The sequence below is a fragment of the Lebetimonas sp. JS085 genome, from assembly GCF_000523295.1.
In the GTDB taxonomy this organism is placed as follows: Bacteria; Campylobacterota; Campylobacteria; order Campylobacterales; family Nautiliaceae; genus Lebetimonas.
In genome coordinates this window covers 1-26,465 of sequence record NZ_ATHR01000004.1, presented here as the reverse complement: position 1 = coordinate 26,465, position 26,465 = coordinate 1, and the positions used below count along the sequence as shown (strand labels likewise).

Annotated in this window: 31 protein-coding genes; 8 read left to right on the top strand and 23 right to left on the bottom strand. The window is 33.2% G+C overall.

Annotation, left to right across the window (positions count from 1 at the left end; genetic code table 11):
* Positions 1 to 46: 46 nt before the first annotated feature.
* From DZ68_RS0109520 to DZ68_RS0109505, 4 genes are read left to right on the top strand one after another with little or no spacing between them, the layout of a single operon-like run.
* A complete protein-coding gene (locus DZ68_RS0109520; RefSeq protein ID WP_024791078.1) occupies positions 47 to 619 on the top strand; it encodes an adenylate kinase in 573 nt (190 codons plus the stop codon).
* Positions 619 to 1,341 carry a molybdopterin-binding protein gene (locus DZ68_RS0109515; protein ID WP_024791077.1) on the top strand — a complete coding sequence of 241 codons (723 nt, stop codon included), beginning with the start codon at positions 619 to 621 and terminating at the stop codon, positions 1,339 to 1,341. The genes DZ68_RS0109520 and DZ68_RS0109515 overlap by 1 nt, the downstream gene beginning before the upstream one ends.
* Positions 1,329 to 1,997, top strand: coding sequence for a response regulator (locus DZ68_RS10580; RefSeq protein ID WP_024791076.1), 669 nt, complete (start codon positions 1,329 to 1,331; stop codon positions 1,995 to 1,997). Before DZ68_RS0109515 ends, DZ68_RS10580 begins: the two co-directional genes overlap by 13 nt.
* Entirely contained in the window at positions 1,987 to 2,457 is a 471-nt protein-coding gene (locus DZ68_RS0109505; RefSeq protein ID WP_024791075.1) for a hypothetical protein, read from the top strand. Before DZ68_RS10580 ends, DZ68_RS0109505 begins: the two co-directional genes overlap by 11 nt.
* Here DZ68_RS0109505 and DZ68_RS0109500 read toward each other — a convergent pair.
* The 15 genes from DZ68_RS0109500 to DZ68_RS0109430 form a co-directional block, all read right to left on the bottom strand.
* Positions 2,454 to 3,317: a CoB--CoM heterodisulfide reductase iron-sulfur subunit B family protein gene (locus tag DZ68_RS0109500; RefSeq protein ID WP_024791074.1), complete on the bottom strand. Its 864-nt coding sequence runs from the start codon at positions 3,315 to 3,317 to the stop codon at positions 2,454 to 2,456. The genes DZ68_RS0109505 and DZ68_RS0109500 overlap by 4 nt on opposite strands.
* A 1-nt stretch (position 3,318) precedes the next feature.
* The gene (locus DZ68_RS0109495; RefSeq protein ID WP_024791073.1) at positions 3,319 to 4,287 is read right to left on the bottom strand and encodes a succinate dehydrogenase/fumarate reductase iron-sulfur subunit; all 969 of its coding nucleotides are present in this window, start codon (positions 4,285 to 4,287) and stop codon (positions 3,319 to 3,321) included.
* A gap of 10 nt (positions 4,288 to 4,297) precedes the next feature.
* Positions 4,298 to 6,004, bottom strand: coding sequence for a succinate dehydrogenase flavoprotein subunit (gene sdhA, locus DZ68_RS0109490; RefSeq protein WP_024791072.1), 1,707 nt, complete (start codon positions 6,002 to 6,004; stop codon positions 4,298 to 4,300).
* Position 6,005: 1 nt separating this feature from the next.
* On the bottom strand, positions 6,006 to 7,427 hold the full coding sequence (locus DZ68_RS0109485) for a glutamate synthase subunit beta (protein WP_024791071.1): 1,422 nt from the start codon (positions 7,425 to 7,427) through the stop codon (positions 6,006 to 6,008).
* 2 nt (positions 7,428 to 7,429) lie between these two features.
* Positions 7,430 to 7,765 (bottom strand): hydrogenase maturation nickel metallochaperone HypA, encoded by a 336-nt coding sequence (locus tag DZ68_RS0109480; RefSeq protein ID WP_024791070.1) that lies wholly within the window; start codon positions 7,763 to 7,765, stop codon positions 7,430 to 7,432.
* Positions 7,758 to 8,279: a 4Fe-4S dicluster domain-containing protein gene (locus DZ68_RS0109475; RefSeq protein ID WP_024791069.1), complete on the bottom strand. Its 522-nt coding sequence runs from the start codon at positions 8,277 to 8,279 to the stop codon at positions 7,758 to 7,760. Before DZ68_RS0109475 ends, DZ68_RS0109480 begins: the two co-directional genes overlap by 8 nt.
* Positions 8,280 to 8,299: 20 nt before the next feature.
* Positions 8,300 to 9,379, bottom strand: coding sequence for a nickel-dependent hydrogenase large subunit (locus DZ68_RS0109470; protein WP_024791068.1), 1,080 nt, complete (start codon positions 9,377 to 9,379; stop codon positions 8,300 to 8,302).
* Positions 9,369 to 9,884, bottom strand: coding sequence for an NADH-quinone oxidoreductase subunit C (locus DZ68_RS0109465; protein WP_024791067.1), 516 nt, complete (start codon positions 9,882 to 9,884; stop codon positions 9,369 to 9,371). The genes DZ68_RS0109470 and DZ68_RS0109465 overlap by 11 nt, the downstream gene beginning before the upstream one ends.
* Positions 9,881 to 10,384: a 4Fe-4S binding protein gene (locus DZ68_RS0109460; RefSeq protein WP_024791066.1), complete on the bottom strand. Its 504-nt coding sequence runs from the start codon at positions 10,382 to 10,384 to the stop codon at positions 9,881 to 9,883. Before DZ68_RS0109460 ends, DZ68_RS0109465 begins: the two co-directional genes overlap by 4 nt.
* A complete protein-coding gene (locus tag DZ68_RS0109455; RefSeq protein WP_024790417.1) occupies positions 10,381 to 10,809 on the bottom strand; it encodes an NADH-quinone oxidoreductase subunit B family protein in 429 nt (142 codons plus the stop codon). Before DZ68_RS0109455 ends, DZ68_RS0109460 begins: the two co-directional genes overlap by 4 nt.
* Positions 10,806 to 11,768: a respiratory chain complex I subunit 1 family protein gene (locus DZ68_RS0109450; protein WP_024791065.1), complete on the bottom strand. Its 963-nt coding sequence runs from the start codon at positions 11,766 to 11,768 to the stop codon at positions 10,806 to 10,808. Before DZ68_RS0109450 ends, DZ68_RS0109455 begins: the two co-directional genes overlap by 4 nt.
* Entirely contained in the window at positions 11,755 to 15,237 is a 3,483-nt protein-coding gene (locus DZ68_RS0109445) for a complex I subunit 5 family protein (protein WP_024791064.1), read from the bottom strand. Before DZ68_RS0109445 ends, DZ68_RS0109450 begins: the two co-directional genes overlap by 14 nt.
* Before the next feature lie 132 nt (positions 15,238 to 15,369).
* Positions 15,370 to 15,789, bottom strand: coding sequence for an FxsA family protein (locus tag DZ68_RS0109440; protein WP_024791063.1), 420 nt, complete (start codon positions 15,787 to 15,789; stop codon positions 15,370 to 15,372).
* 1 nt (position 15,790) lies between these two features.
* Positions 15,791 to 17,515, bottom strand: a complete 1,725-nt coding sequence (locus DZ68_RS0109435) for a proline--tRNA ligase (protein ID WP_024791062.1) — start codon at positions 17,513 to 17,515, stop codon at positions 15,791 to 15,793.
* Positions 17,515 to 17,760 (bottom strand): RNA-binding S4 domain-containing protein, encoded by a 246-nt coding sequence (locus DZ68_RS0109430; protein ID WP_024791061.1) that lies wholly within the window; start codon positions 17,758 to 17,760, stop codon positions 17,515 to 17,517. The genes DZ68_RS0109435 and DZ68_RS0109430 overlap by 1 nt, the downstream gene beginning before the upstream one ends.
* 53 nt (positions 17,761 to 17,813) lie before the next feature.
* Here DZ68_RS0109430 and DZ68_RS0109425 point away from each other — a divergent pair, with 53 nt between their 5' ends.
* Complete coding sequence (locus DZ68_RS0109425) at positions 17,814 to 19,016, top strand: argininosuccinate synthase (protein ID WP_024791060.1); 1,203 nt, start codon at positions 17,814 to 17,816, stop codon at positions 19,014 to 19,016.
* A 1-nt stretch (position 19,017) separates the two neighbouring features.
* On the opposite strand, the gene DZ68_RS0109420 is transcribed toward DZ68_RS0109425, so the two are convergent.
* The 3 genes from DZ68_RS0109420 to DZ68_RS0109410 all read right to left on the bottom strand — a co-directional run bounded on the left by DZ68_RS0109420 (position 19,018) and on the right by DZ68_RS0109410 (position 21,079).
* Positions 19,018 to 19,899, bottom strand: a complete 882-nt coding sequence (locus DZ68_RS0109420) for a DMT family transporter (protein WP_024791059.1) — start codon at positions 19,897 to 19,899, stop codon at positions 19,018 to 19,020.
* 63 nt (positions 19,900 to 19,962) lie between these two features.
* On the bottom strand, positions 19,963 to 20,376 hold the full coding sequence (locus tag DZ68_RS0109415) for a rhodanese-like domain-containing protein (RefSeq protein WP_024791058.1): 414 nt from the start codon (positions 20,374 to 20,376) through the stop codon (positions 19,963 to 19,965).
* A gap of 61 nt (positions 20,377 to 20,437) precedes the next feature.
* Positions 20,438 to 21,079 carry a phosphoribosyltransferase gene (locus tag DZ68_RS0109410; protein WP_024791057.1) on the bottom strand — a complete coding sequence of 214 codons (642 nt, stop codon included), beginning with the start codon at positions 21,077 to 21,079 and terminating at the stop codon, positions 20,438 to 20,440.
* A gap of 327 nt (positions 21,080 to 21,406) precedes the next feature.
* Between DZ68_RS0109410 and DZ68_RS0109405 the strand changes: the two genes are divergently transcribed.
* Positions 21,407 to 22,012, top strand: coding sequence for a sterol desaturase family protein (locus DZ68_RS0109405; RefSeq protein WP_024788340.1), 606 nt, complete (start codon positions 21,407 to 21,409; stop codon positions 22,010 to 22,012).
* Positions 22,012 to 23,334 (top strand): chloride channel protein, encoded by a 1,323-nt coding sequence (locus DZ68_RS0109400; protein WP_024788339.1) that lies wholly within the window; start codon positions 22,012 to 22,014, stop codon positions 23,332 to 23,334. The genes DZ68_RS0109405 and DZ68_RS0109400 overlap by 1 nt, the downstream gene beginning before the upstream one ends.
* On the opposite strand, the gene DZ68_RS10780 is transcribed toward DZ68_RS0109400, so the two are convergent.
* Genes DZ68_RS10780 through DZ68_RS0109375 form a run of 5 tightly spaced genes read right to left on the bottom strand, consistent with a single transcriptional unit; the run spans position 23,320 to position 24,901 of the window.
* Positions 23,320 to 23,469, bottom strand: coding sequence for a hypothetical protein (locus tag DZ68_RS10780; protein WP_156921125.1), 150 nt, complete (start codon positions 23,467 to 23,469; stop codon positions 23,320 to 23,322). The two genes, DZ68_RS0109400 and DZ68_RS10780, sit on opposite strands and share 15 nt — an antisense overlap.
* A complete protein-coding gene (locus DZ68_RS11270; RefSeq protein WP_024788338.1) occupies positions 23,460 to 23,756 on the bottom strand; it encodes a DNA topoisomerase in 297 nt (98 codons plus the stop codon). The genes DZ68_RS10780 and DZ68_RS11270 overlap by 10 nt, the downstream gene beginning before the upstream one ends.
* The gene (locus tag DZ68_RS11265) at positions 23,741 to 24,190 is read right to left on the bottom strand and encodes a DNA topoisomerase (protein ID WP_255327405.1); all 450 of its coding nucleotides are present in this window, start codon (positions 24,188 to 24,190) and stop codon (positions 23,741 to 23,743) included. The genes DZ68_RS11270 and DZ68_RS11265 overlap by 16 nt, the downstream gene beginning before the upstream one ends.
* Positions 24,191 to 24,201: 11 nt before the next feature.
* Positions 24,202 to 24,711: a DNA topoisomerase gene (locus DZ68_RS11260; RefSeq protein ID WP_024788336.1), complete on the bottom strand. Its 510-nt coding sequence runs from the start codon at positions 24,709 to 24,711 to the stop codon at positions 24,202 to 24,204.
* Positions 24,677 to 24,901, bottom strand: a complete 225-nt coding sequence (locus DZ68_RS0109375) for a hypothetical protein (RefSeq protein ID WP_156919599.1) — start codon at positions 24,899 to 24,901, stop codon at positions 24,677 to 24,679. The genes DZ68_RS11260 and DZ68_RS0109375 overlap by 35 nt, the downstream gene beginning before the upstream one ends.
* A 58-nt stretch (positions 24,902 to 24,959) precedes the next feature.
* Between DZ68_RS0109375 and hcp the strand changes: the two genes are divergently transcribed.
* Positions 24,960 to 26,387 carry a hydroxylamine reductase gene (gene hcp, locus DZ68_RS0109370; RefSeq protein ID WP_024788335.1) on the top strand — a complete coding sequence of 476 codons (1,428 nt, stop codon included), beginning with the start codon at positions 24,960 to 24,962 and terminating at the stop codon, positions 26,385 to 26,387.
* Positions 26,388 to 26,465: the final 78 nt, after the last annotated feature.

Below are 26,465 nucleotides of genomic sequence, written 5' to 3'. Positions count from 1 at the left end.
GCCTAGTTAGAAGTTAAGAAATAAATATAAAAAAAGGAGTAAAAAAATGAAAAAACTGTTTTTAATTATAGGTGCGCCTGGAAGCGGAAAAACAACGGATGCAGAACTTATCGCAAAAAGAAATCCAGATACAATTGTGCATTATTCAACAGGTGATTTATTAAGGGCAGAAGTTGCAAGCGGAAGCGAACTTGGAAAAAAAATTAAAAGCTATATTGATAACGGAAATTTAGTACCTCTTGAAATAGTAATCAACACAATCAAAAGCGCTATTGAAAAAGCGGATAAAGACATAATTTTAATAGACGGTTTTCCAAGAAGCGTGGAGCAAATGAAAGCACTTGATGAGATGCTAAAAAATTCTAAAGATATTGATTTAGTGGCTGTTATTGAAGTAGAAGTTAGTGAAGAAATTGCAAGAGACAGAGTTCTTGGAAGAGCTAGAGGTGCTGATGATAACGCAGAAGTTTTTAATAACAGAATGAAAGTGTTTCTTGAGCCTCTTAAAGATATAGAAGAATTTTATACAAAACAAAACAAACTTATTAAAATTAATGGCGAAAGAACAATTGAAGAAATTGTAGATGAAATGGAAAAAGTAATAAAAGAGAAAATTTAATGAATATTTTTCAGGTAATTATTGGAACTGAAATATTAAATGCAAGAAGAGAAGATAAACATTTTAAATTTTTAAGAGATGAACTATTAAAAAGGGGCTATGAACTTTGTGCCTCTTTTATTATTAAAGATGAACCTAATTTAATTGAAAATATTTTTAAACTTATAAAAAATACTCCTAATTCTTATCTTTTCTGTTACGGTGGAATAGGAGCCACTCCTGATGATTTTACAAGAGAAATTGCAGCTAAAGTTTTTGCTAATTCCCAAATGGAATATAACAAAGATTTTATAAAAAAAATTGATGAGAAATTTCCAAACGAAGATAATTCAAAAAAATATTTACTAGCCTATTGGCCAAAAGGTGCAAAACCTCTTTGGAATAATCCAATAAACGGATTTCCTGGATTTTATCTTGAAAACAGATATTTTTTTATGCCGGGATTTCCTGAAATGTCTCATCCTATGACTAGAGAAAGCTTAGATAAATTTTTTCCTTTAAAAAATAAAAAAGAAAGATATACTTTAATTGCACATGCAAAAGAATCTGAAATGCTTGATATTATGAATAAAGTCCCTAAAAATGTAGAATTTTCCACTTTACCAAAGCTGAATTATACCAATGAAATATCTTTTGCTGGAGATGGTGCAAAAGAACTATATGAATGGTTTAAAAATGAGCTAGCCAATAAAAATATAAAGTTTGAAGAATGCGGGGATTAAAAAATTTAAACGTTCTTTTTGTAGAAGACGACGAAATGGTAAGAGAAGCTTTTTCGTTACTTGTTAAGGATTTATTCAATAAATTTTTTATTGCGGAAGATGCAAAAAAAGCAATTGAAATTTTTAACAACAATAATTTAGATTTAATAATTACAGATATTAAAATGCCTGAAATTTCCGGTTTGGAACTTTCCGAATATATCAAAAAAAAAGATAAAAACATTATAATTCTTGTAATTACCGCTTTTTCAGATATGGATTATATGAAAAAAGCCATTGATATAGGAATTGACGGATATCTTACAAAACCTATTTTTAAAGATTCCCTGTTTAAGACATTAAAAAAATTTGCAAAAATTATCAATGAAAGAAAAGAGACAAAAGAATACTTGGAAATTTTAAAAAATTTAATAGAAGAGAAAAATTATCCAATCTGTATCTGTAAACATAATCAAAACATAATCTATAATAAAGCTTTTAAAAAAATTTTTGGTAAAATTAACAATTTAGAAGAATTTGAAGATAAATTTAATATAGAATTTGATTTCAAAAAAGAAAAAACAGAAAAAATAGACAATAAAAAATTTTTAATCAAAACCGTTCATTTTCCAAATGATTATTACAAAATTGAATTTAAGGAATTACATGTTTTATGATATATTAATATTAACAAGTGCAGTTATTGTATTGATGAGCTTTTATAATTTATATAAAGCAGCTAAAATTGAAAAAAATTTTGATAATTATCTTTTTATAATCACTTCACAAAAAAGTTATTATATAGGGGCTGTTATTTTTTCTTTAGCAATGCTTATTATTGCTACTTACCAGGCAGTGCCCTATGGAACAGATAAAAAAATATTTTCGATTATATTATTTTTTTTAGCTGTTTTTTTATTATCATTATCTCATTTGGTTTATTATTACAGAGCTAAAAAGAAATTAAGTGATTATAAAGATTTTTTTGAAAAATTTGAAATTGATTTAAACAACAATTGTGAAAAGCTTATGGTAAAACATATTTATTCAAAAGAAAAAGATTTAGAAAAAATAAAAGAAATTTTTAAATTAAATAAAAATTTATGCAAAGATAAAAAAATAAGGCGAAAGCCTTAAAATTTTACATCTATTACATGATGGTTTAACCCTATCTCTTCAGCGGAATATCCAAAAGCAAGAGCCAGCATTTCAGGCAAATGAAGAACAGGGATATTAAAATCCTTATTTTTCCTTTTTGCAATAGCCCTTTGTTTTACATCAAGGTTTAGATGACACAAAGGACACGGCGTAACAATCGCCTCAGCTCCGGCATTTGTAGCATCTTCCAAAATATTAGAAGTTAATTTTTCACTAACAGGGGTATTTTGTAAATCAACATGAAAACCGCAGCATTTAAGCTTTGTAGGATAATCTATACTCTCACCCATCAAAACTTTTATAAGATTCTCTATTGCATTTGGCTTATAAGGGTTTTCATTTAAATTATCCCCGTCATGTGTTTTTGAAGGTCTTATTATATGACATCCGTAAAACGGGGCAATTTTTAGATTAAGAGGTCTTTTTATATGTTTTGCAATTTCCTCATATCCTATATCTTCCAAAATAGCATATAAGAAATGCTGTATTTTCATATTGCCCACATATTTATAACCAAGTTCGCCCAGTTTCTGATTAACTTTTTCTTTTAATTTTTCATCAACATCCAGTTTTCTTTTGGTGTTTTCAAGCATCAGCTGGCAAGTATTGCAAAGTGTTACCATTTTAAGGCCTCTTTTTTCAGCAAGGCATATATTTCTTGCATTTATTACCAATGAGAGGAATTCGTCAAAATCCTGCAGATGTCCGGCCCCGCAGCAGCTGGCCTCATTTAAAACTTCTATTTCTATACCCAGTGTTTTTGCCACCAGTAAAGTAGATTTTAAAAGTTCGGGTGTTGATTCTTTAGCTGTACAACCGGTGTAAAGTGCATATTTCATATTAACCCTTTAATTCGTGTGTTTGTGATATTTCAACTAATTTTTTAATCTCTTCCACACCTTCAGATTTAGGCATATTCCATGGAAATTTTATTTTGCCTTTTTTAAGCATTTCCATAGCTTCAGGCAAATGTCTTGCCACATTAATACCCTCAGAATATAAAACAAGCATTCCTTCGTCTAAAATACCGTGTTTTTTTATAGAATGTACAAATCCTTCTGCATGTTTGGCAGCCACATTTTTCTTGGCGACACCTTCTTCAAAAATCTGATTGTGAAGATGGGTGATTTTAGTAAACGGATCCACTCCCTTAGGGCAAACCTCTATACAGGCTTGACATTTTACGCAATCCCACACTCCAATTCCCAGTTTATCAACAAATTCAAGCCTTTCTTTTTTTGCCTCATCTCTGCCATCAGCACTAAACCTGTATGTTTTGGCAAGAGCCTGAGGTCCGAGAAAATCTTTATTAGCGCTTATGCTCCCACATGCATAAAAGCAGCATCCGCAGGCAATACAGTAATCCGCATTTTCCAATGCTTCCACTTCTTCGGGTTTTACTAAATTTTCTTTTTCTGGATGTTCGTCTATATTTGCTATAAGATACGGTTTTACTTTTTTATTTTTATCCCAGAAATCTTTTTTATCTATTACCAAGTCTTTTATAATTTTTTCCCTATTTTTGCTTAACGGCTCAACTATAAGCACTTCGCCAAAATCTTCAATTGCTTCTTTTAACGGCGTTTTACATGCCAAAACATTTTTACCGTTTAATTTAACTGCGCAGCTTCCGCATATTCCATGCCTGCAGCTTCTTCTGTAACTGAGGCTTCCGTCAAATTTCCATTTTATTTCATTAAGCGCATCCAATAAAACCGCATCTTCTCTTAATTCGAGTTTATATTTATCAAAATGAGGTTTATCATCCTTTTTGGGATTAAACCTGTAAACTTTTAAAGTAATTTCCATTATCAACCCTTTAATATTTTCTCTCTTGAGGTTCGAATTTTGTTATTTTTACAGGGGCATATTCAATTTTTATGTCATCGTTTTCCAGATATCCGAATGTATGCTTTAAGAAATTTTCATCGTCCCTTTTAGGATAATCTTCCCTGAAATGCGCCCCCCTACTCTCTTTTCTTTCAACTGCGCCGGCAGTAATAAACAGTGCATAATCAAGCATATGGCCAAGTTCTATTGCTTCTTGCAAGTCAGTATTATAAGCTTTTGATTTATCATCGAGTTTTATATTTTTATATCTATTGCGAAGTTCTTTTATTTTTTCTTTTGCCGCAAGCAGATTTTTTTCCTCCCTGAAAACACCTACTTTTGTGCTCATAAGCTCCTGCAGCTCTTCCCTTATTTTGGATGTTCTCTCATCTCCGTTGTTATTCAAAAGAAAATCAACTTCACTTAAAGCATTTTCTACGTCGCTTGTTTTTGCTTCTTTAAAATCAATATCTTTTAAATCTTCAGCAATCTGGCCGCCTACCCATCTTCCAAAAAAGAGTGCCTCAAGCAGTGAATTAGCCCCAAGCCTGTTGGCACCGTGAACACTGACACAGGCGCATTCACCAGCCGCATAAAGCCCTTCGCTTAATTCTTCTGTTGATTTTCTGACATGTCCGTTTATATCAACAGGTATTCCTCCCATTGAATAATGGGCGGTTGCAGAAATTAAAATAGGCTCTTTTACCATATCCCTGCCTAAAAATGTCAAAGCCAAATCCCTTAGTTCCGGAAGTCTTTCTTGTATTTTCTTTTCTCCTAAATGCGTTAGATCAAGATATACGGCAAAATGGTCTTCTTTTGCACCTCTTCCTTCGATTATTTCTTTCATAATAGCCCTGCTTACAACATCTCTAGGAGCCAGTTCCATTTTTTCAGGTGCATATTTTTCCATAAACCTCTCACCAAGTCCGTTTATTAATTTTCCGCCCTCGCCTCTTGCGGCTTCACTCATTAATATTCCGCTTCCGGCAAGTCCCGTAGGGTGAAACTGCACAAATTCCATATCTTCAAGAGGAAGACCTTTTCTTGCAAATATAGAAAGACCGTCCCCTGTATTTGCATGTGCGTTTGAATTTATTTTAAAAGCCCTTGCATATCCTCCTGTTGCAAACATAACGGCCTTTGCATTAAAAATGGCAAAACTTAAATCCCTTATATTAAAAGCCGCAACTCCGTAAGCTTTGCCATTTTCATATAAAATATCACTTACATACCATTCATCAAGCATTAACACATTTTCTCTGACACACTGTTCGTAAATGGTCTGAAGGAGCGTAAGTCCGGTTCTGTCTTTTGCAAAACATGCTCTCGGTTTACTCTGACCCCCAAAAGGTCTTTGTGCAATTCTGCCATCTTCCCTTCTACTGAAAACCGCTCCCATTCTTTCAATCCATCTGATTGTCTCAGGCGCCTTTGAACACATAAGCTCAACCGCATCCTGGTCTGCCAAATAATCACTTCCTTTAACAGTGTCGAACATATGAAATTCAACTTTGTCATCATCAGCCAAAGCTGCATTTATTCCACCCTGAGCGGCACCTGAGTGTGAACGCAGAGGATGAAGTTTTGTAAGAACCGTTACATTTTTACCGGCCCTGCTCAGCTCTCTTGCCGCAGCAAGTCCGGCCAGTCCAGCCCCGACTATAACCACATCGCTTTTATAAATTGGAATCATTTTAATCCTTTAATCCTAAATATTCTAAAATGCCAACTGCCGCTTCTCTTCCGTCTCTTGCAGCTGTTACAACCAAATCGGCACCTCTAATTGCATCTCCTCCGGCAAAAACTTTTTCATTAGTGGTCTGATATTTTTTATTTACAACAGGACATCCCCATTTGTCAGTCTCAATACTGGCATGCTCATACCAAGGGAATTTAACGGTATCAAACCCTAACGCCAATATAATTATATCACAAGGAATTTCAAAATCACTCTCTTCTATAACTCTAACCCTTTTTCTTCCGCTCTCATCCGGCTCTCCCAGTTCAGTCTGCTGACACACAATTCCTTTTACATTATTATTTTCATCAACCATTACAGCTTTTGGTGCTGTGTAAAATTTAAATTTTACACCTTCTTCTTTTGCATTTACAACTTCTTTTTTGCTTCCAGGCATATTGGATTCATCTCTTCTATATACACAGTAAACTTCCTTGGCCCCTGCCCTTACACTGGTTCTTACTGCATCCATGGCACTGTCACCACCGCCTATAACAACAATTCTTTTATCTTTTAAAACACAATCGTCAAAATCCTGAAAAACTCTTTTTTGAGCGTTTGTTAAAATATCCATTACATGATAAACACCGTTAGCATTTTCATTTTCCATTCTCGCCCCCCTGCCGCTTGGAGCACCGACACCTATAAACACTGCATCAAAATTTTCAACAATCTTTTCAAAATCTTTTTCTTCTAAAACAGGTGAATTCAAATGAATTTTAAGCCCGGCTTCCTGCATCCATTTAAATCTTCTGAAAACAACTTCCTTATCAAGTTTGAAATTCGGAATACCGTATGTTAAAAGTCCACCCGGTCTGTCGGATTTTTCAAAAATTTCCACATTTGCCCCGCCTCTTAAAAGAAAAGTGGCGCAGCTCATCCCGGCAGGTCCGCTGCCTATAACCGCAACCCTTTTTTTTCTTCTTTTATCTTCCCCGTAATACGGTTTATATCCTTTTTTAAATCCTTCTTCGCTGATAAAAACTTCAATAGCACCTATTGCAACGCTTCCATGTTCTGTTTTGGATAATACGCAATTTCCCTGACACAAACTGTCATGCGGGCACACTCTTCCCATAATTTCAGGAAAAGGGGATTTTTCGTTACTAAGCTCAAATGCTTTTTTCAAATTTCCGCGTCTTACTTCTCTTATCCACTCTGGAATATAATTATTAAGAGGGCATCCTGTTCTGCAAAAATTAAATTCGCTCTCAAGCCCCCTTAAAACATCTATAGGACAGGTAAGACATCTTTTAGCCTGCTGTGCGGCTTCTTCTTCATTAAACTCAATATAAACCGGTTCAAAATCTTTTACCCTTTTATTGGCTTCTCTTTTTCTTTGAATTTTTTTAGGAACCGCTTTAAAATCTTTTTTCATTATCACTCCTTTAACTCAATATATTCTATATGCATTTCTTCACCGCTTATTATTTTCGTTTTTTCACTTCCGCATACAGGACAGTGAAAATCAAAACCTTTTATTTCACTCTCACTTCCACATTCAAAACACTTTATTTTAATACCTACTTCTATTATTTCCATTTCGGCATTTTTACAAACGGTGTTTTCTTTGAAAAAATCAAAACTCTCTTTTAAAAAATAGGGTTCTATCCCGCTCATTTTCCCTATTTTTACCACTATTTTTTCAACTTCTCTGTTTTTTGCATGTTTTTCAACAAGTTTCATCATAGATTGAACAATTGATAGTTCATGCATCCTGATTTAATCTTTCAAATGCGTTTTGTTGTTTTCTTTTTTTATATTCATCATAGTCTATAAGCTCAATCGCATCAGTAGGGCAGATGTTTACACATGCCTGTTTCCCTTCCTCTCCGCCGCACAAATCACATTTAATCGCAACAAGTCCGCTGACGTTTGTAGAATTGCTTTTTGCCATATTTATAGCACCGAAAGGGCACACCATCGCACAGCTTCGACATCCTATACAGTCGTCTTCGTAAATTTTTACATAATTGTTTTCATATCTTATAATGTCTATAGGGCATGCCTCAACACACGGCGCATCTTCACACTGCATACACTGCATCGGGGCAGTTATTCCGTTCATTTTAATAACAGTGTTTCTGTGTATCAATTCAACTTCCCCGTTTAACGCCATATCATAAGCTTCTTCAAAGGGAACACCCATATGTTTAGCCGCACATGCAAGCTCACAGTTCAAACATCCTATACATTTTTTAGGATCAGCAAAAATAAACTCATTAGCCATTATTAATTCTCCTTTTTATTTTATCTTTCTGTACATGAAATACAAGGGTCGATACTGTTGAAAATTACAGCAACATCACTTAATTTATTGCCCGGAATCATCACCCTGAGAGCTTCCCAGTTCATATATGTAGGCACCCTCCATCTCATCCTTTCGGGTTTTTGCCTTCCATCGGCTTTAAGATAATATATAAGTTCTCCCCTCGGGGCTTCGGTTCTTGTTACTGCTTCGCCGGCAGGAATATGAGGTCTTTTATCAAGTACAACAGGACCTTCTGGTAATTTAGTAACAGCTTCTCTTACAAGCCTTATTGATTCTTTTATTTCCCTCCATCTGACTTTTGTCCTTGCATGCACATCTCCGCTCTCTTCCAACATAACATTTACCTTCAATTCGTCATAAGCGGCATACGGGGCTTTTGCCCTAATGTCATTATTAACACCGCTTCCCCTGGCAGTCGGTCCTGTAACACCTAAACGCAAAGCATCCTCTTTTGGTAAAACACCGACTCCCACAGTCCTTGCTTTTACAATTTTATGATTAAAATAAATATCCATTAATTCATCCACCTGAGGTTCAAGTTCATCAAGTCTTCTTAAAATATATTCAATCTGGCCTTCATCGAGGTCATATTTAACACCTCCAAGTGTATTTGCGCTCATATCCATTCTGTTACCCCAGATTGATTCTTTGATATCCTGCATAATTTCCCTGGCTTCCATTGTCTGTGTCATTAAAGAATGAAAACCGACCAAATGGGCAAGCATACTTAAATTGAACATATGCGATGCTATTCTTTTTACTTCATCCGCCACAACCCTTAAATAATTCGCCCTTTTACTGACTTCAATACCGGCAATTTTTTCCACCGCCATTACATAAGTAAAAGGATGATTGTTAGAACAAAGTGAACAGACCCTTTCTGTAAGAATTAAATTTTGAAAAAAATTTTTCTGCATTGCAAGATATTCTATACCCCTGTGGACAAAACCGTTTATCATATCTACATCTTTAACCGTTTCACCTTCTAAATCTATTTTAAAATAAATAGGCTCTTCCAGTCCTATGTGAAAAGGGCCTATAGGTATTTTAGTGCTCATGCTTTTCCCTTTCACTTTCTATTTTTTCCCACATACAACAAGTCGCCGCCCCGTTCATTGCCTGAGACAAAGGCATATATTCCCCGAGTATCCCCTCAGCTATACTTTCATCAAGAAACAGTCTTTTTGGATTTGGATGACCTACAAGATTTATTCCAAACATTTCTTTAAATTCCCTTTCCGTCCAGTTTGCACTGTTTAGAATAGGGGTTATTGAATCAACTGTATCATCAAATAATTCCACTTCCACATTAATAAGCATTCCGTCAATATCCAGATGATACACAAGTACGTGATGGTCGTCTTTTTTATATGCGCTTATAATTACACATCTTCCGCCGAAATCCTTAATAACCTGTGCAACATGCAAAATATCCTTTCTGTTGAAAAGTTTAAGCCAGATTTGTATATTTCCTTTTGCATCTGTTTCTTCTCTTAAAGAATATTCACCCGTAATTCTCTCTTTTAATTCGGTAATTACTTTTTGTTTCAATGTTTCTTTCATTTATAAAGCCTTTCAAACGCCTCTTTTCTTCTGCATTCAGGGCATAGTTTTGTTATTTTTTTTATTGTGTCTTCTACATCGGGGTACGCTCTTTTTAATAATTCTTCGCTTGCAGGCACAAACATTCTGCCGCAGCTTTCACATTTAATTTCACTAATCACGGCCACAGTGGTAAAAAGGTATTTTTCTTCTTCAGTATTTGCCGTATGAAAATCATTTGTAAGTTTTATAGCCCCTGTCGGACAGAAAAACTCACAGTTTCCGCAAAAACAGCAGGTGTTATACCAGGTGGTATGAACATATGCATTTTCATTTTTTGTTATATGTATGGCACCTGATGGACACACTTCCTCACAAGTCCCGCAGGCGGTACAGGCTTTGACATCCACTTTTAATTTACCTCTTAACTTATCCGGTATAAATGTATCTCCGAAAGGATACGGGTCTGTTACAGGGCCTTTTAACAAATTCCTTATTGCAATTTTTAAAAATCCGCTCATTTTTGATTCCTTATTCTTTCTTTCCAAATTTCAAGTGCTTTTGCAACACCGTCAATAATAGCCTGAGGTCTTGGGGGACATCCCGGCACATTTACATCAACTTTTACATATTTATCAAGCGGTCCCTCTATGGAATAAGAATCCCTGAAAATCCCGCAGCTTGTAGGACACGTTCCAACAGCAACCACCACAAAAGGATTTGGCAACTCATCCAGCACCTCAATTAAATAAGGTTTACTTCTTGCAGTTATAGGGCCGGTAACAAGCAGTATATCCGCATGTTTTGGGCTACCAGTATATCTGCATCCAAGTCTTTCCACATCATATCTTGGAATCATAGCCGTTGTGGCAAGTTCAACATCACATCCGTTGCAGCTTCCTGTATTTATCCTGAATAAAAAAGGACTTCTTGTAATAATACTCATATTAATCCTTTTACAGACAAAATTACCAATATTAATGTAATAAGTGCCAGTGTAGTCGGCACGGTAAGTAAAAATTTAAATCCCTGATCAATCCTGAAACTAGGCAAAGTTGCATGCAAAACAGAAAAAAACATAACAAACACAACTGTTTTTAAAACAAACCAGATTAAATTTATAACGATATCGTCGGTTATGGCGACAGGAAAGAAAAATATTTGAAAAACTATGCTGAGCAACACTATTTTCATTGCATCAGTCATTTCGTAAATAGCCAGAGGAATTGAACTGTGTTCTATCAGAAATCCGTCCATTACATCGGCGTCATTATGATGGGCAATCTGAAACGGAGGCAGCTCGAGGGTCGCCAATACAAAAATTATAAAAGCAATCACTGCTGGCCAGAATTTCCAGTCAAACAAAAAACTTCCGTGAAGCTGCTGATATTCCATTATTTTTTTAAGTGAAAAAACAACATCCCCTCCCCCTACATAAATGGCAATACTGAAAGAAATTATTACAAAAACCATTTCATACACAAGCATCAATTTAAGTTCTCTGTTTACCGCTATGGCGGCATAAGGAGAACTTGATGCACCGCCTCCTAATATATGAGCAATGGCCGGAAGCGCCATTACATATATAAGCACAATTAAATCACTGTTTACATTTGTTCCTTCATATACACCCGGAATTGGTACAAAATAAAGCATTGCAAATATTCCGGCAAACCCTATTAAAGGGGCATAAATAAAAACAGCCTCTTTTGAATCTTTTGGAACCAAAATTTCTTTATTAAAAAGTTTGATAACATCAATAAAATTTTGATAAACAGGAGGTCCTATTCTTCCCTGAAGCCTTGCAACCACAATTCGCTCGAGTGAAAGCATAAAAACTCCTAAACAAAGGGCAAACAAACCTCCCGGAAAAATTAAAAAATGAATAATATTAGCGCTCAACATAGCCTCCTTTCAATCCGAATATTTTTTTAACGATATAAATAATCGCATTTATAAGTTCAGTGACACTTTCATAAAAGTTTTTGGCATTGATATGAAGTTCCCTGTCGCTTAAATCCCTCACACCTGATAGAAATATATGTGTTTTTCTGATTTTTTTATTATAAGTAAACATTAAATAAGCTATTATAACGGCTAATAATATATAAATGGAAAGTGTCAATAAATTAAGTACATCTCCGCCCATACAGACAGAACTTAGCGTGATGCATACAGGTTTGTATCCAAAATTTTGGATAATTAAATTTATAGGTTTTAATGCAATATAGGGGAATATTCCCAAAACAATATTCAAAACGGCCAGAATTATCATAGAAAGGCTCATATACCAGTCCACTTCTTTTATATTTTCGAATTTTTTATCTACTTTTCCAAAATATGCGCTGTGCATAAATTTTACAAACACCAATAAAATCATCACACTTCCTAAAATTGTCAAAACAGCCAAAAAGTCATATCCTTTTGACATTAAGGCGTGATATATTATCCATTTTGATACAAAACCGCTGAACATAGGCACACCTGCCGTCGAAAACACAGCAATCACAAACACTGCAAAAGTAATAGGCATTTTTCTTGCAATTCCTCCGAGGTCATTTAACGAATCTATTCCGGTCTTATAAAAAATAGCCCCAGCACTTAAAAACAGCAAATCTTTAAAAAACATATGGTTTATTAAATGCAAAAGCCCTCCGGCAAGTCCCTGGGAGGTCAATAAAGAAACACCGGCAAAAATATAACCTATCTCACCTACTGTTAAGAAAATTAAAAGTCTTTTCATTGAATTGGTAAGCAGTCCGAAGCTTGCCCCCATAATAATGGTAATCACACCCACAACAGCTGCAAAATGTCCTATATCTTCTATTACAAATAATTTAGAAGCGCTTATACCGGCTGCAGCCAAATAGATAACCATTACAAACATAAACGGACCTGTTTTTAACATAACAGAAGAAATATATCCGCTTATAGGAGTCGGGGCAGGTTTTGGGTGCATTTGATAATCTATTCTGAAAGGAAGTTGTGCAGCTTTTGCCAAAAAGCCTATAGTTAATAAAACTAAGGCAAAAATAACTTCATTTGTTAAAGGAATATGTTTTATTATATCAATAACATTTCCATACTGCATTGTAACACTTAAACCTATCATTATTATACCAGCACCAGTAAAATTATAAAGCAGATATTTTGTGGCTTCCTGAATCGAAAATGAATCTGCCTCATGAACAAGGGCTATATATAAGGCCCATCCGCCCATTATTTCCCAGTAAAAAAACATTGAATAAATATTTTTGCTGAGAGCCACACCTAAAATCCCGACTATCATTATCATAAAATTGGCAAAAAATCTGTAAGGCTTATGGGAATGATCCATATACCTCGTAGCAAAAAGAAAATTCATTACAGCCATAAACAAAACAAGATCTGCAAAAAAGCTGCCAAAACTGAATTTATCTGCAAACACAGTTAAAAGTGCCAAAAATGAAAAAGAAGCGGCGGTAATTCCTGCTGTTTTACTTGTTTTTCCAAACAGATAAACAACTATCGCACCAATTATCATAATCAAAACACTTATTGGAAACTCTAATGTGAAATGTGGCAAATTAACATTTATTTTTAATGTAGAATTTATGGCCGCTACTATAAAATCAATAACGCTTTGAGGAAAAATTCCAAGCAGCAATGAAACAAAAGCCAAAATATATACAGCTGCTACTTTTATTCCCTTAACATCTGAAAATTCTCTTTGCGGATTCATTAAAAATATATATCTAAACACCCTGAGCATTGCAATAAACCCTATGAGCCCCCCGATTACAAGTGAAAATGCAACAATATAATTACTTTGTTTCATAGCGGCATATATCATTAAAAATTTTGAATTAAAATTTCCAAACGGAGGAAAAGCACTTAAGGCAAAAACACCAACTCCTAAAGGAAAAGCCAAAAGGGGCAGTTTTTTTCCTATCCCTTTTAAATCTTCAAGATTTCTGCTTCCGGCACTCAAAATCAATAATCCCGCACTTAAAAACAATAAATCTTTAACAACTGCGTGATTTATTACATGATAAATTGCACCGCTCAAAGCAGCACTGCTCATAAGCCCCAAAACAGTAACTATTTCCCCTATTTGACCAATAGTAGAATAAGCAAAAAGTCTTTTTATATCTTTTTCATAAAGTGTTTTAATTTCTCCGTAAAAAAGAGTTATCAAACCTATTGTTATCAATAAATAAGAAAAAATTTTGTTTTGAAATCCTATAACATAAACCAAAACAATAATTCCGAAAATCCCGGCTTTTGTTAAAATACCTGAAAGAGGGGCTGAAATACTGCTTGGTGCTGCCGGATGGGCAACAGGAAGCCATTGATGAATCGGTACAATACCCGCTTTTACCCCAAATCCTATAAGCATTAATATAGCAACCGTTAATGAAACACTTTTTATTTCAATAAAATTTTCTATTCCCAAAGAATAATAATGCGAAAACGCTAACTGCAAGAAATATGCCCCCGCAATACACATAACAAAATAAAGTTTTGCAGCTTTTATTGATTCGTCACTTCTTGAGTGCATAATTAATAAATATGAAGTTATTGTCATACTCTCCCAAAAAAGATAAAAACTCTCAAAACTGCTGCTTAAAGGTATTTCTATCAAAGCAAGCGTTAAAAGTCCTAAAAAAGTATAATAAAAAGATTTATATTTTTTTATGTAATCTATTGAATAAATAAAAACCATTGCCATTATAAAAGCAAACACCAATGCAAAAATACCATTTATTCCGTGATAATTAAATCCGAATGATATATGGTAAGCATTGATATTACTGAATTTTCCCGGCAGTATTAAATAAATCTGCGGAAGTAAAAACACCAAAATTCCGGCAATCGTAAAAATTGAAATAAGCAATTTATTAGTTACGTTTTTTAAACTTTCGCCTTTTTTAAATACAATTGTTTCAAAAATAGAAATTAAATAAACAGCCTGAACAATATTGATTGCCACAATCAAATATCCGAGTTCAAACATTCCTGAAGCTGTGATAGAATTTAAAATTAACTGTTTTGATGTAATTAATGAAATTCCGAGACTTCCAAATATTGAAAAACCGAAAATTACACCCCATTTATTAAATCCCACACCTGCCAAATCGCTCAGTTTAAACGAATTTTTATACCTGAAAAATTCAAACAGCATTAAAAAAGCCAAAATCCTGAATACAAACTGATATTCAAGATGCAAAATCACAGCGCTTAACGCACTGCTGCCAAGAAGAGCAACACCTAAATACAAAATTTCAGCACCGCTTGCAATAATAAACGAATTTTTTACATTTTCCCTGTTTATCAAAGCAAAAACCTTGAGTGAGAAAATTATAAGTAAAAATAAAAAAATTACGCCTTCCACTCCTGCTCCTTTAATGATTAATTATTCATAATTTAAACATAAATTTAATTTTTATTAAATATTTTGAGAATTATAAGAAAAATTAATGAATGAGTGTTTATTTTCTACACACAAAAGGAGTAAAAGAGTGGATTAGTCCTTTTTAGGAATTTCCTCTATTATTTCTACATCAATTATATCATCATCATTTTTATAGGTTTTATGATAAAAATCATTTCGAGGAAAAAGTTTTTTTGCAAATATTCTTGCAAACGGCTCAAACAGAAACAAAATACCTACAATATCACTGAAAAATCCGGGTATTACAAGTAAAACAGCCCCGATTAATTTAAAAAGCCCGATAGATAAAAATTCTTCCTGAGTAATTTTCCTTTTCATTAATTTATGCATATTGGTGCTTAGTGACAAATCAAGAGTTTGTAGTATATAAACACCGGCTCCGGCGGTTAACAGAATTTCCAAGAAAAATCCTAATGGAGTAAAAACCCTCATAAATTCATAAGAAAAAAGGATTTCTAAAAAAAGATACATTAAAAAATATATGAGTCCCATATCAGCCCTTGTTTATAATTTCCATAATTTTTTCGAATACTTCATTTGCATTTACTTCAAATTTTTTACCTGTTTTTCTATCCCTTATCTCTACTTTACCGTCTTTAAGTTTCTTACCGACAATTACCCCGACAGGAAAACCTACAAGCTCAAAATCCGCTATTTTTGGACCAAATCTCTCAGCCCTGTCATCAAGTATTGTTTTAATTCCGGCATTTGTCAAATTTTCATAAAGACTCTCCGCAAACTCAAATTGGTCTGTTTTCTTAACATCCCCTACAAGAATATCAACAACAAAAGGAGCTATCTCTTTTGGCCAGATGATTCCTTTATCATCGTGGTTTTGCTCTATTGCAGCAGCTATAAGTCTGCTGACCCCAATTCCATAGCATCCCATAACAAAAGGTTTGGCTTTTCCGTTTTCATCAAGAAATGTTGCGTTCATTTTTTCGCTATAAGCAGTACCCAGTTTAAAAATATGCCCTACTTCTATACCTTTTGTAATTTTAAGAGGTGCACCGCATTTTGGACACAAATCTCCAACTTTAACTTTTGCTATGTCTCTGTAAATAGTCAAATTTCCAAGCAGATTTGCATCAAGAAGCCCCGCGCCTTTTATGTGATAATCTTTTTTATTTGCACCGCATACCAATTCTTCTGCCCCTCTTAAATCATCATCAATTACATATTTTATATTACCTGGAAGTCCAAAAGGACCTATAAAACCTGGAACCAATCCAGCACTCTCTATTTCTTCTTCGCTTGCATCAACTAAATCAATCGCTCCAATCGCATTTTTTGCTTTTGTCTCTTCAAGTTCGTCACTTCCTCTTAGGAAAAACACCACTATTTCTTCATTAGTTTCAAAGACTGCTTTTTTAACAACCGCTTTTATAATAAAATCTTTATCTATTCCACTAAATTCACTTACCTCATCTATTGTTTTAATATCTGGGGTATGGATTTCTTCAATTTCCTCAGTTTTTATCGGATTCTCTTTTTTAATATGTTTTCTTTTGGCAACTTCAATATTTGCTGCATAATTACACTCACTGCAAACCACAATATCATCTTCGCCTGTATTTGCAAGAACCATAAATTCACGGCTTCCGGTACCTCCAATTGCACCGCTGTCTGCCTCAACCACCCTGAAATCAAGTCCCAATCTTGTGAAAATTTTTTCATAAGTTTCCTGCATTAAATTAAATTCCCTATCCAAATCATCCCTGCTTGAATGAAATGAATAAGCATCCTTCATTATAAATTCCCTTCCTCTTAAAAGCCCAAATCTAGGTCTTGCCTCATCTCTGAATTTTAAATTTATCTGATACAAATTAACAGGAAGCTGTTTATAACTTTTTATGAAGCTCCTTACCAAATCAACAACACTCTCTTCATTTGTAGGTGAGAGAACAAATTTTTGACCTTTCCTATCTTCAATTCTTAGCAGTTCATCGCCGTATTTTTTAGCCCTTCCTGTCTCTTCCCACAGTTCATAAGGTGTTACAAAACTCAGTATTACCTCCTGAGCCCCGGCTTTGTCCATCTCTTCTTTTATAATAGCTCTTATATTATCAAGTACCATTTTTCCAATAGGGGTAAAATCATAAATCCCTGCTGCAACCTGCTTGATATATCCGCCTCTTATTAAATAAATATGACTTGGGGTTAGCGCATCTTTTGGCGTTTCTTTAAGTGTATATAAAAAGAATCTACTCCATCTCATTATATCTCCTTAACATATTCATTTTTTTTGCTTTTTGGAATTGTTTTGCTCTCGGGTAATTTCAATACTTCAAATTTTTTTATTCCGCTTAAATAGTGAATTTCTATTTTGTCCCCTATTTTCACATCTTTACTTGATTTTGCTTTTTTACCGTTAACAAAAACAACTCCCTCTTTGCACATTTCATCTGCCGTGCTTCGTCTTTTTACAATATTGACGGAATTCAAAAATTTATCAATTCTCAAACTATCCCTTTTTTAGTCAAATTATACTATAATTGCAATAAAAAAGGATATTTATGAAAGTTGTTTTGGCATATTCAGGAGGACTTGATACAAGCGTAATTTTAAAATGGCTGCAAGATAAATATAATGCTGAGGTTGTAACATTCACAGCCGATATAGGACAAGGTGAAGAAGTGGAAATTGCCAGAGAAAAAGCAATTAAACTAGGGGTAAAACCGGAAAATATTTTTATTGAAGACTTAAGGGAAGAATTTGTAAGAGATTATGTATTTCCTATGTTCAGAGCTAATTCAATTTATGAAGGGGAATATCTGCTTGGAACTTCAATTGCAAGACCTCTTATTGCAAAAAGACAGATTGAAATAGCAAATCAGGTAGGAGCTGAAGCGGTTGCCCACGGTGCAACAGGAAAAGGAAACGATCAGGTAAGATTTGAGCTTGGATATTATGCCCTAAAACCTGATATCAAAGTTATTGCCCCTTGGAGAGAATGGGATTTAAACAGTAGGGAAAAATTACTGGCATATGCTAAAACCCACGGTATTCCAATTGAGAGGCACGGAAAAAAATCTCCTTATTCAATGGATGCAAATATGCTTCATATTTCATACGAAGGCGGAATTTTGGAAGACCCTTGGGCTGAACCTGAAGAAGATATGTGGAGATGGACAAACTCTCCTGAAAATGCTCCTGAAAAGGCTGAATATATTGAAATTGATTTTGAAAAAGGTGACGCTGTCGCAATAAATAGTAAACAAATGACACCGGCAAAAATTCTTGAAACATTAAACGAATTTGGTAAAAAACACGGAATTGGAAGAATTGATATAGTGGAAAACAGATTTGTGGGAATGAAAAGCAGAGGCTGTTATGAAACTCCGGGAGGAACAATCCTGCTTAAAGCACACAGAGCTATTGAATCTATTACACTTGACAAGGGTGAGGCTCATTTAAAAGATGAAATAATGCCAAAATACGCAGAACTTATTTATAACGGTTTTTGGTTTGCTCCTGAGAGAAAAGCTCTTCAAAAACTAATTGATGAAACCCAAAGAAATGCAACCGGAACCGTAAGACTAAAACTATATAAAGGAAATGTATACGTAGTCGGCAGAAAATCACCATATTCACTGTTTAGCCCTGAATTTGCAACATTTGAAGAAGACAGCGTATATAATCAAAAAGATGCTGCAGGATTTATTAAATTAAATGCTTTAAGATTTATTATCGAAGGTTATATAAGAAATAAAAAATAATTTAACTCCTTTTTAGGAGTGCTTTTACATCTTCTAAAGAGTATCCGTTTAAAATATAAACCCCTGTTAAACTGATTATTCCCCCTATTATCACAAATATATCAATTTTCTCTTTTAAAAATATCCATGATAAAATCACAGCACTAAACGGAACCAGAAATATATATGCACTAGCTCTCTTACCACCAATTACACTGCTTGCATAAAAATAAGCCGCAGTTGCAAATGTTGTTCCAAATACAGATAAAGAAAGCAGGTTAACCCATCCTTTTAAATCAATATCAAGTCTTGGTATTTTTAATTTTAAAAAAGTTAAATATATAAAAACAGTAGAAAATAAAAACATTAAAAAACTAAACACCAATGAATTTTCTTTTTTTATTTTTGAACTGACTATAGTGAGTATTACCCACGTAACTGTTGCCAATAAAAAGTATACTATCCCTTTATCATTTAAATTGAATCTCCAGATTTTTATTATTAAAAACGAACCAAAAACTCCTAAAATTAAAGCTAATAATTCACTTTTTTTTAAAGCTTTTTTAGCAATCATGGCGAGTGCAAAAAATGTTAAAACTGGATTTAAAGTGGTTACTAAAACTCCGCCTAATGAAGCATTTCCAAAATGGTCCCCTAAAAAGAAAAAATAATTATATAAACAAAGCACTATTGAACAAATAAATGAATAAAAAATTTCTCTTTTGTCTATTTTAAAAGATATTTTCATGTAAATAATCACAAAAAAAAGCCCAAATGCTGCAATAAAAAATCTCCAAAAAATTAATTCATATGCATTAAAATAATCCATTAAAATTTTAGCACTGACCCAGTTACTGCCCCATGCAAACATTGCCAAATACAACATTAAAGATAGATTTTTCATTAATATCCGTTTTTTGAAGAAAGTATAATATATTTTGAGTTAATTTAGAAGAAAAAGAAGGAATTAACCTTCGGTGTGAGCTTTATGAGCTTCAACTAAATATTTAACATCATCTGCCAATACATAAACATTTTTATATCCAAGAACGTCTAAAAGCCCTTTTACCCTGTTTGCAAAAAATGCTTTCCTGCAAACCACCAAAACAGGTTGGGTTTTATCTTCAGGCAATTCATCTATATAGTCTGTAAATTCAGTATATGGTGTGTAATAAGACGAAGGAATTCCAGCCTCTTCTGCATTTTCACCCTCTACTAAATTAGGTAAAGTCACATCAAGTACAACTGCACCGGCATCTTTAATAAGATCTCTTGCTTTTTCTATATCTACATTTCCTAAACCTGGTTTTTCTTTATTAAGTTCAATAGCTTCTTTAAATCTTTCTACCGCTTCTTGTTCAAATGGTGTTAATTTTGCCATTTTACCCTCCTTTTTTAATATATTTTATTTATTATAACTAAAAAATCTTGAATTTGTCAAGTTATTTAAATTGAGACAAAATATTAATAACTTCTTCATCACTCAATTGATGAAAATCTTCATACCATCTGCCGACACTCATAAAAAGTTCCGGTTTTTCAAGAATTATTAATTTGTGCGAAACACTTTTTAACATATTTTCCACTTCTTCATCTCTTGGAGCCACAGGGGCGGCAATAATTACACTTTTAGGATAATCTCTGACTATACTTTGTGCAGCCAGATACATACTGGCCCCCGTGGCCACTCCGTCATCCACCAATATTACATCTTTTCCTTCAAGAAGTTTCGGCTCGATTTTATATTTTTCTCTTAATTTGGCAATTTCCTGGATTTTTTCCATTGCAATTTGCTGAATATAACTATCGCTTATACCAAGTTTTTCAGCCACATCTTTATTTATAAAAACCAATCCGTTTTCACTGACACTTCCAATAGCAAATTCCGCATTTCCTGGGGCCGGTATTTTTTTTACAAATAAAATATCAAAAGGGGCGTTTATCTCCTTTGCAATTTCTGCCGCCACAGGGATTCCTCCTCTTGGAAGCGCTACCACTACCGGATCTGTTATTAAACCTTCTTCTTTTAATTTTTTAATTTCTTTTGCCAGAAGTTTTCCTGCTTCAACTCTATTTTTAAACATTAAAACCCTTTTTATTATAATTATATCAAACATTTCGGCACTGACTAAATGGTAATAATATACAAAAATAACTACAAAGATAAAAATATGACAGCTGAGAGCTTCATTTTGCTAACGCACCGCTCAAATTTTGCTAAAAATTGCAAACAGCTACGCAGCCCTAACGGGTTAAATGCAATTTTTTAAACGCAAAATTTTCGCTAAATTCCGCTACGCTGTCATATTTTTACTTTTCCGTTATTTAGTCAGTGCCAACATTTCTTTAATTTTATGTTATAATAAATTTTAATAATAATTATTAATTAATATTAATATTAAGGAGAAAAAATGAAAGACTTTATTTTAAAAATAACCCAGAGCAAATGGAATTATTATTTAAGCCTGGCAACAGACTGTTTAACTGGTATAGTTTTTTTAATATTGGCAATATATTATTCAGACGATGTATGGGGCAGTGTTGCTTTATTTGTTGTAGGGGTTATATTTTTTACATTTTTGGAATACGCCGTTCATGCCTGGCTGTTTCACGGGAAAAAATCGATAGAAGTATTTGTTGAAGGACATGCACATCATCATCAAAACCCATTCAGTTATGATGCCATGCCGTTTTTTATGAGTGCGGTTATTGCCTCTATTTTTGCATGGCTGTTTCACTTTTTTATGCCTTTAGGAGATGCTTTAGCAATAGTTGGGGGACTTGCTCTTGGATATTTTAATTACGGAATAATGCATCATATAATGCACAGACGCGAATTTGCAAGCAAATACTGGAGATATATGCAGGAATTTCATTTTGTCCATCATAAAAAGCCTAAAATGAATCATGGCGTTACAACTGATTTTTGGGACAGGGTTTTTGGGACGTATTATCAATGGAGTCAAGACGATTTAAAAGGGATTGAAAAATTAAAAAGAATTAAGAAAAAAAATTAATGCTTTTTAGTGATTTTTTTAAAAAAATTACTAATAAAATATCTTTAATAAGAGATTTTCTATTAGCTTCCATTATTACAGGGCTTATAAGCGGATTTTTTATTGTTTTTTATTATTATATAATGGAATATATTTCAAAAATCTTTTTCGGTTCAAATCCTATTTTTACTATTTCCACATGGCCAAAATGGTATATTTATCTAATAACTATTTTATCAATTTTAATTGTAAATTTCATAATCTATAAAGATAAAAATGTTAAAGAATACGGAGTTGAACAAATAGCGCAAATAGTAACCGAAAAAAAAGAGATGATTACCATAAAAACGCTTTTATTAAAAATAATTGCTTCAGCATTATCGATAGGAAGCGGATTTGCCATGGGAACAGAAGGCCCTTCTGCGGAAATCGGTGCAATGATAGGATATAAAATTCATTCACTTTTTAAATTTCCGGAAACACTGCTTAAACCAATGATAAGTATAGGTGCAAGCAGCGGAATCGCAGCTATATTCGTATCACCTATAACAGGTATTGCTTTCGCCATTGAAAGCATTGCTTATAATTTTATAAAAAGTTATATCACCTTTATTATAGTAGGCAGCCTGAGTGCTTTCAGCATTGCTTTAATATTTTTACAGCCTTTTACTTTCATATATTCAGCGGGTAGAATGATTAATTTTAAATATGTATATGTTACCGCATTATTTATACCTTATATGACTTTATTAATTTATTTTTATCTGTTTATCCAAGATAAAATACTCTATTTTATGCATTTAAAGCTTTTCAATATTTTTAGGAAATATAAAGATTTAATTTTTGCTATTATCGGAGGAAGCGTAATTGCAACTATTTTAATAATTTCCCCTTATGCAGGATTTACCGGTCATAAAATAGTTTCACTTCTAATAAATAATGAAAATTTAAATATCTTATTTATTTTAGAAATCTTATTATTAAGAATAATAGCAACTACTTTTTCCATCTATTCAAACGCTATTGGAGGAATGTTTGTCCCGCTAATGAGTATAGGTGCTCTCAGCGGTTATCTGTTCGGTCTAATTTTACAGTATTTACATGTAGGAATAGGACTTGAGCCGTTTTATTTTGCGGCAATAGGCTCTGCCGTTTTTATGGGGGTAATTATGAAATTACCGCTAACTTCAATAGTATTATCTCTTGAAATAACAAATGATTACAATGTGGTTATAGCAACGGGATTTAGTGTTGCCATTATTTCATATCTTACAAAATTAAATTTTAATCTTAAAAAATTCAATACTATAAATATAGATTTTAATACATTAACGCACAAATAACTCATTATATAATTTAATTAGTTCTTTTTTATAATCTTTTTTACCGTTTTCCACTAAATCCATAATATTTCCAAGATCTTTTGTATAATTTTCACTAACAAATTTATATAAAGGATGTTTTTTTATTAAATCCAAAACCCTAAATCCAACTTCGTGGCAAACAAAAATCCTTTTTTTTCCGTTATATATTTTCTTGTAAGCAGTTTTTCTATTGTAACGGCATATGTAGACGGTCTCCCTATTCCTTTATTCTTCATTTCATCAATAATTTCCGCATATGTATAAGGAGAAAATTTGCTTTTTTTCACAATATTTTTTTGAATATTGTATTTTCCCTCTTTTAATTCATAAATTTTAACCGGATAAACCAGATTAAACCCGTCTTCCAAAATTCCTGTAATAATTTCTATTTCTTTATCCAAAATTTTAAAAGTATCTTTTTTAATATGGCTTCTTTCATCTGGGAAGCAATAAATTTTCTAAAAATCAAATCATATAATCTTAAATGGTTATAAGAAAGATTTATATTTTTAAACATTAAAAAACCTTTAATCTCTTCCATATCCATAGGAGTGGTAGCCCTTATGGCTTCATGAGCCCCTGCACTTTCAAAACTTCTTAATTTAACAAAATTTTCTCCAAAATTCTCTTTTATATATTCTTTCGCTATTGATTTACCTATATTAGAAATTCTAAAACTATCCGTCCTGTGATATGTAATAAATCCGTTTTCAAAAAGATCCTGAGCCAGTTTCATTGTATATTGAGGCAAAAAATGAAGTTTAGAAGACGCTTCTTTTAAAAGAGTGGAAGTATTGAAAGGTTTTTCAAAAAGACTCTCTTTTTCGCTTTTAATCAGCTTAATTTCTAATTCGTCAGGAATATTTTCAAAAATTCCTCTGCTTTTTTTTCTTCTTCAAATTCCCATTCAACTGTCAAATCACTCGGTTTCACCATAACAACATTTGTTTTTTCTTTTAATTTTTGCGTCCTTTCACAAATCCAATTAAGTACCGGGGTTTGAACTCTTCCGGCAGATAAATGAACATTATGTAAATAATCTTGAAAACACAAAGAGAGATTAAAACCAATCCATCTGTCAGTAATTCTTCTTACAAACTGGGCGGCTACTAAATTTTTATCATAATATCTTAAATTATTCACAGCCTCAACAAATGCATATTTTGTAATTTCGTGAAATTCGGCCCTTTTTATATTTAAATTATACGGTTTGTTGTTTAATATTACATCAAATGCAATTTTTTCTCCTTCCCTGTCCGAGTCTGTAGCAATTATCACTTCATTGACTTCAAAAGAAGTTAAATTTAAAGCTTTTAATATATTATAAAACCTTAAAAACAGGTATATATTTCTCAATCACCCCCCATTTTCCTTTTTCTTTTTCCAAATCAAAGTCGTGTCCTATACTTGCAGTAATTATCAAAATCCTCTCTTCTAGCAAAATTTCATAAACACTTACACCATCTACGATTCTTCGGCTTGTTAAACTGTCCCCAAATGTCAAGACCAAACAATGTAAAATTTTTAAATCATTGATTATAATCAATGATTTAATTTAACAAATATTTTACAATGGGATTACAAAAATAAAACAAGGAGTCAAAATGTTCGGATTATTCGGAGGAAAAAAAGAAGAAACTAAAAAACAAGCTTGCGATTTACCATTTTTATGTTGGCAATGTGAAATGAGTGCACCTGGAGGATGCGGGAGCCATGGAGAAAGCAAAGGGGTATGTGGTAAAACTGCTACAAAATCAAGACTACAAGACCTGATGATTTACGGTCTAAAAGGTCTTAGCGCATACAGAGAACACGCTAATGAATTGGTTCAGGAAGTTGGAGATGAAGACGCCAAAAAAACATTAAAAGAAATTGATGATGTAAACAGTGAAACATTATATTTTACACTTACAAATGTTAACTTTAATTTTGATGAGCACATAGCACAGCTTATGAAAGTTGGAAATGCCGGTGTTAAAGTTATGAACTTATTAAGTGATATGCACACAAAGGCACTTGGAATTCCAACACCTGTGGAAGTTACACAAAATAAAGCAGAAGGAAAAGGTATCTTAGTTTCAGGCCATAATCTTGATATGCTTGAAAAACTGTTAAAAAGAATTGAAGAAAGAGGACTCAGTGATAAAATAAATGTTTATACCCATTCAGAAATGCTTCCAGCTCACGGTTATCCTCATCTTAAAAAATTCAAAAACCTAAAAGGAAATATCGGAAAAGCATGGTATGACCAAACTGATGTATTTTCTAAATGGCAAGGAACTTGTGTTGTAAATACAAACTGTATCGTTCCGCCTGAAAAATCACCAAAAGTTAAAAATTATATTGACAGACTTTATACATATAAAATTACAGGTATAGAAGGTGCTAAAAAAATAGAAAATGACAATTTTGACCCATTGATTGACCAGACTTTAAGTCTTCCTGATATTTCAGGATTCGAAAGCGACGAAAAAATTGTAACAGGTCATCATTATAAAACTGTTCTTGAAGGTTACGGGGCAAAAGTTCTTGACGCAATAAAAGAAGGAAAATTAAAAAGGGTATGGGTTATTGCCGGATGTGACGCACCTGGAAGAAAAAGAAACTATTTCAGAGAATTGGCTCTTGCCGTTCCAAAAGACCATATTATTATCACATCAAGCTGTGGTAAATTCAGATTCAACGATATAGATTTCGGAACTGTCCCTGGAACTGATATTCCAAGATATATTGACCTTGGACAATGTAATGATTCTAACGGTGCGGTTCATATTGCCTTAACAGTAGCAAATGCCCTTGGAATTGAGGATGTAAATGAGTTACCTGTTTCAATTGCTCTAATGTGGATGGAACAAAAAGCGATTATTATTTTACTTGCACTTTTAAGTCTTGGAGTAAAAGATATTTATATCGGACCAAACGCTCCTCAATTTGCAAATGAAGATATAGTAAACTTCTTAGTTCAAAACTTCAATCTTGGAGTTATTTCAGGAGACATACACAAAGACTTCGGAAAAGAATTAGCTTCTTAATTCTTTTTTTACGAGACCGTTCATAATTCCGTGTCTGCTGGGGAAATTATATCATAACTTTAAAGCATCATCTAATCT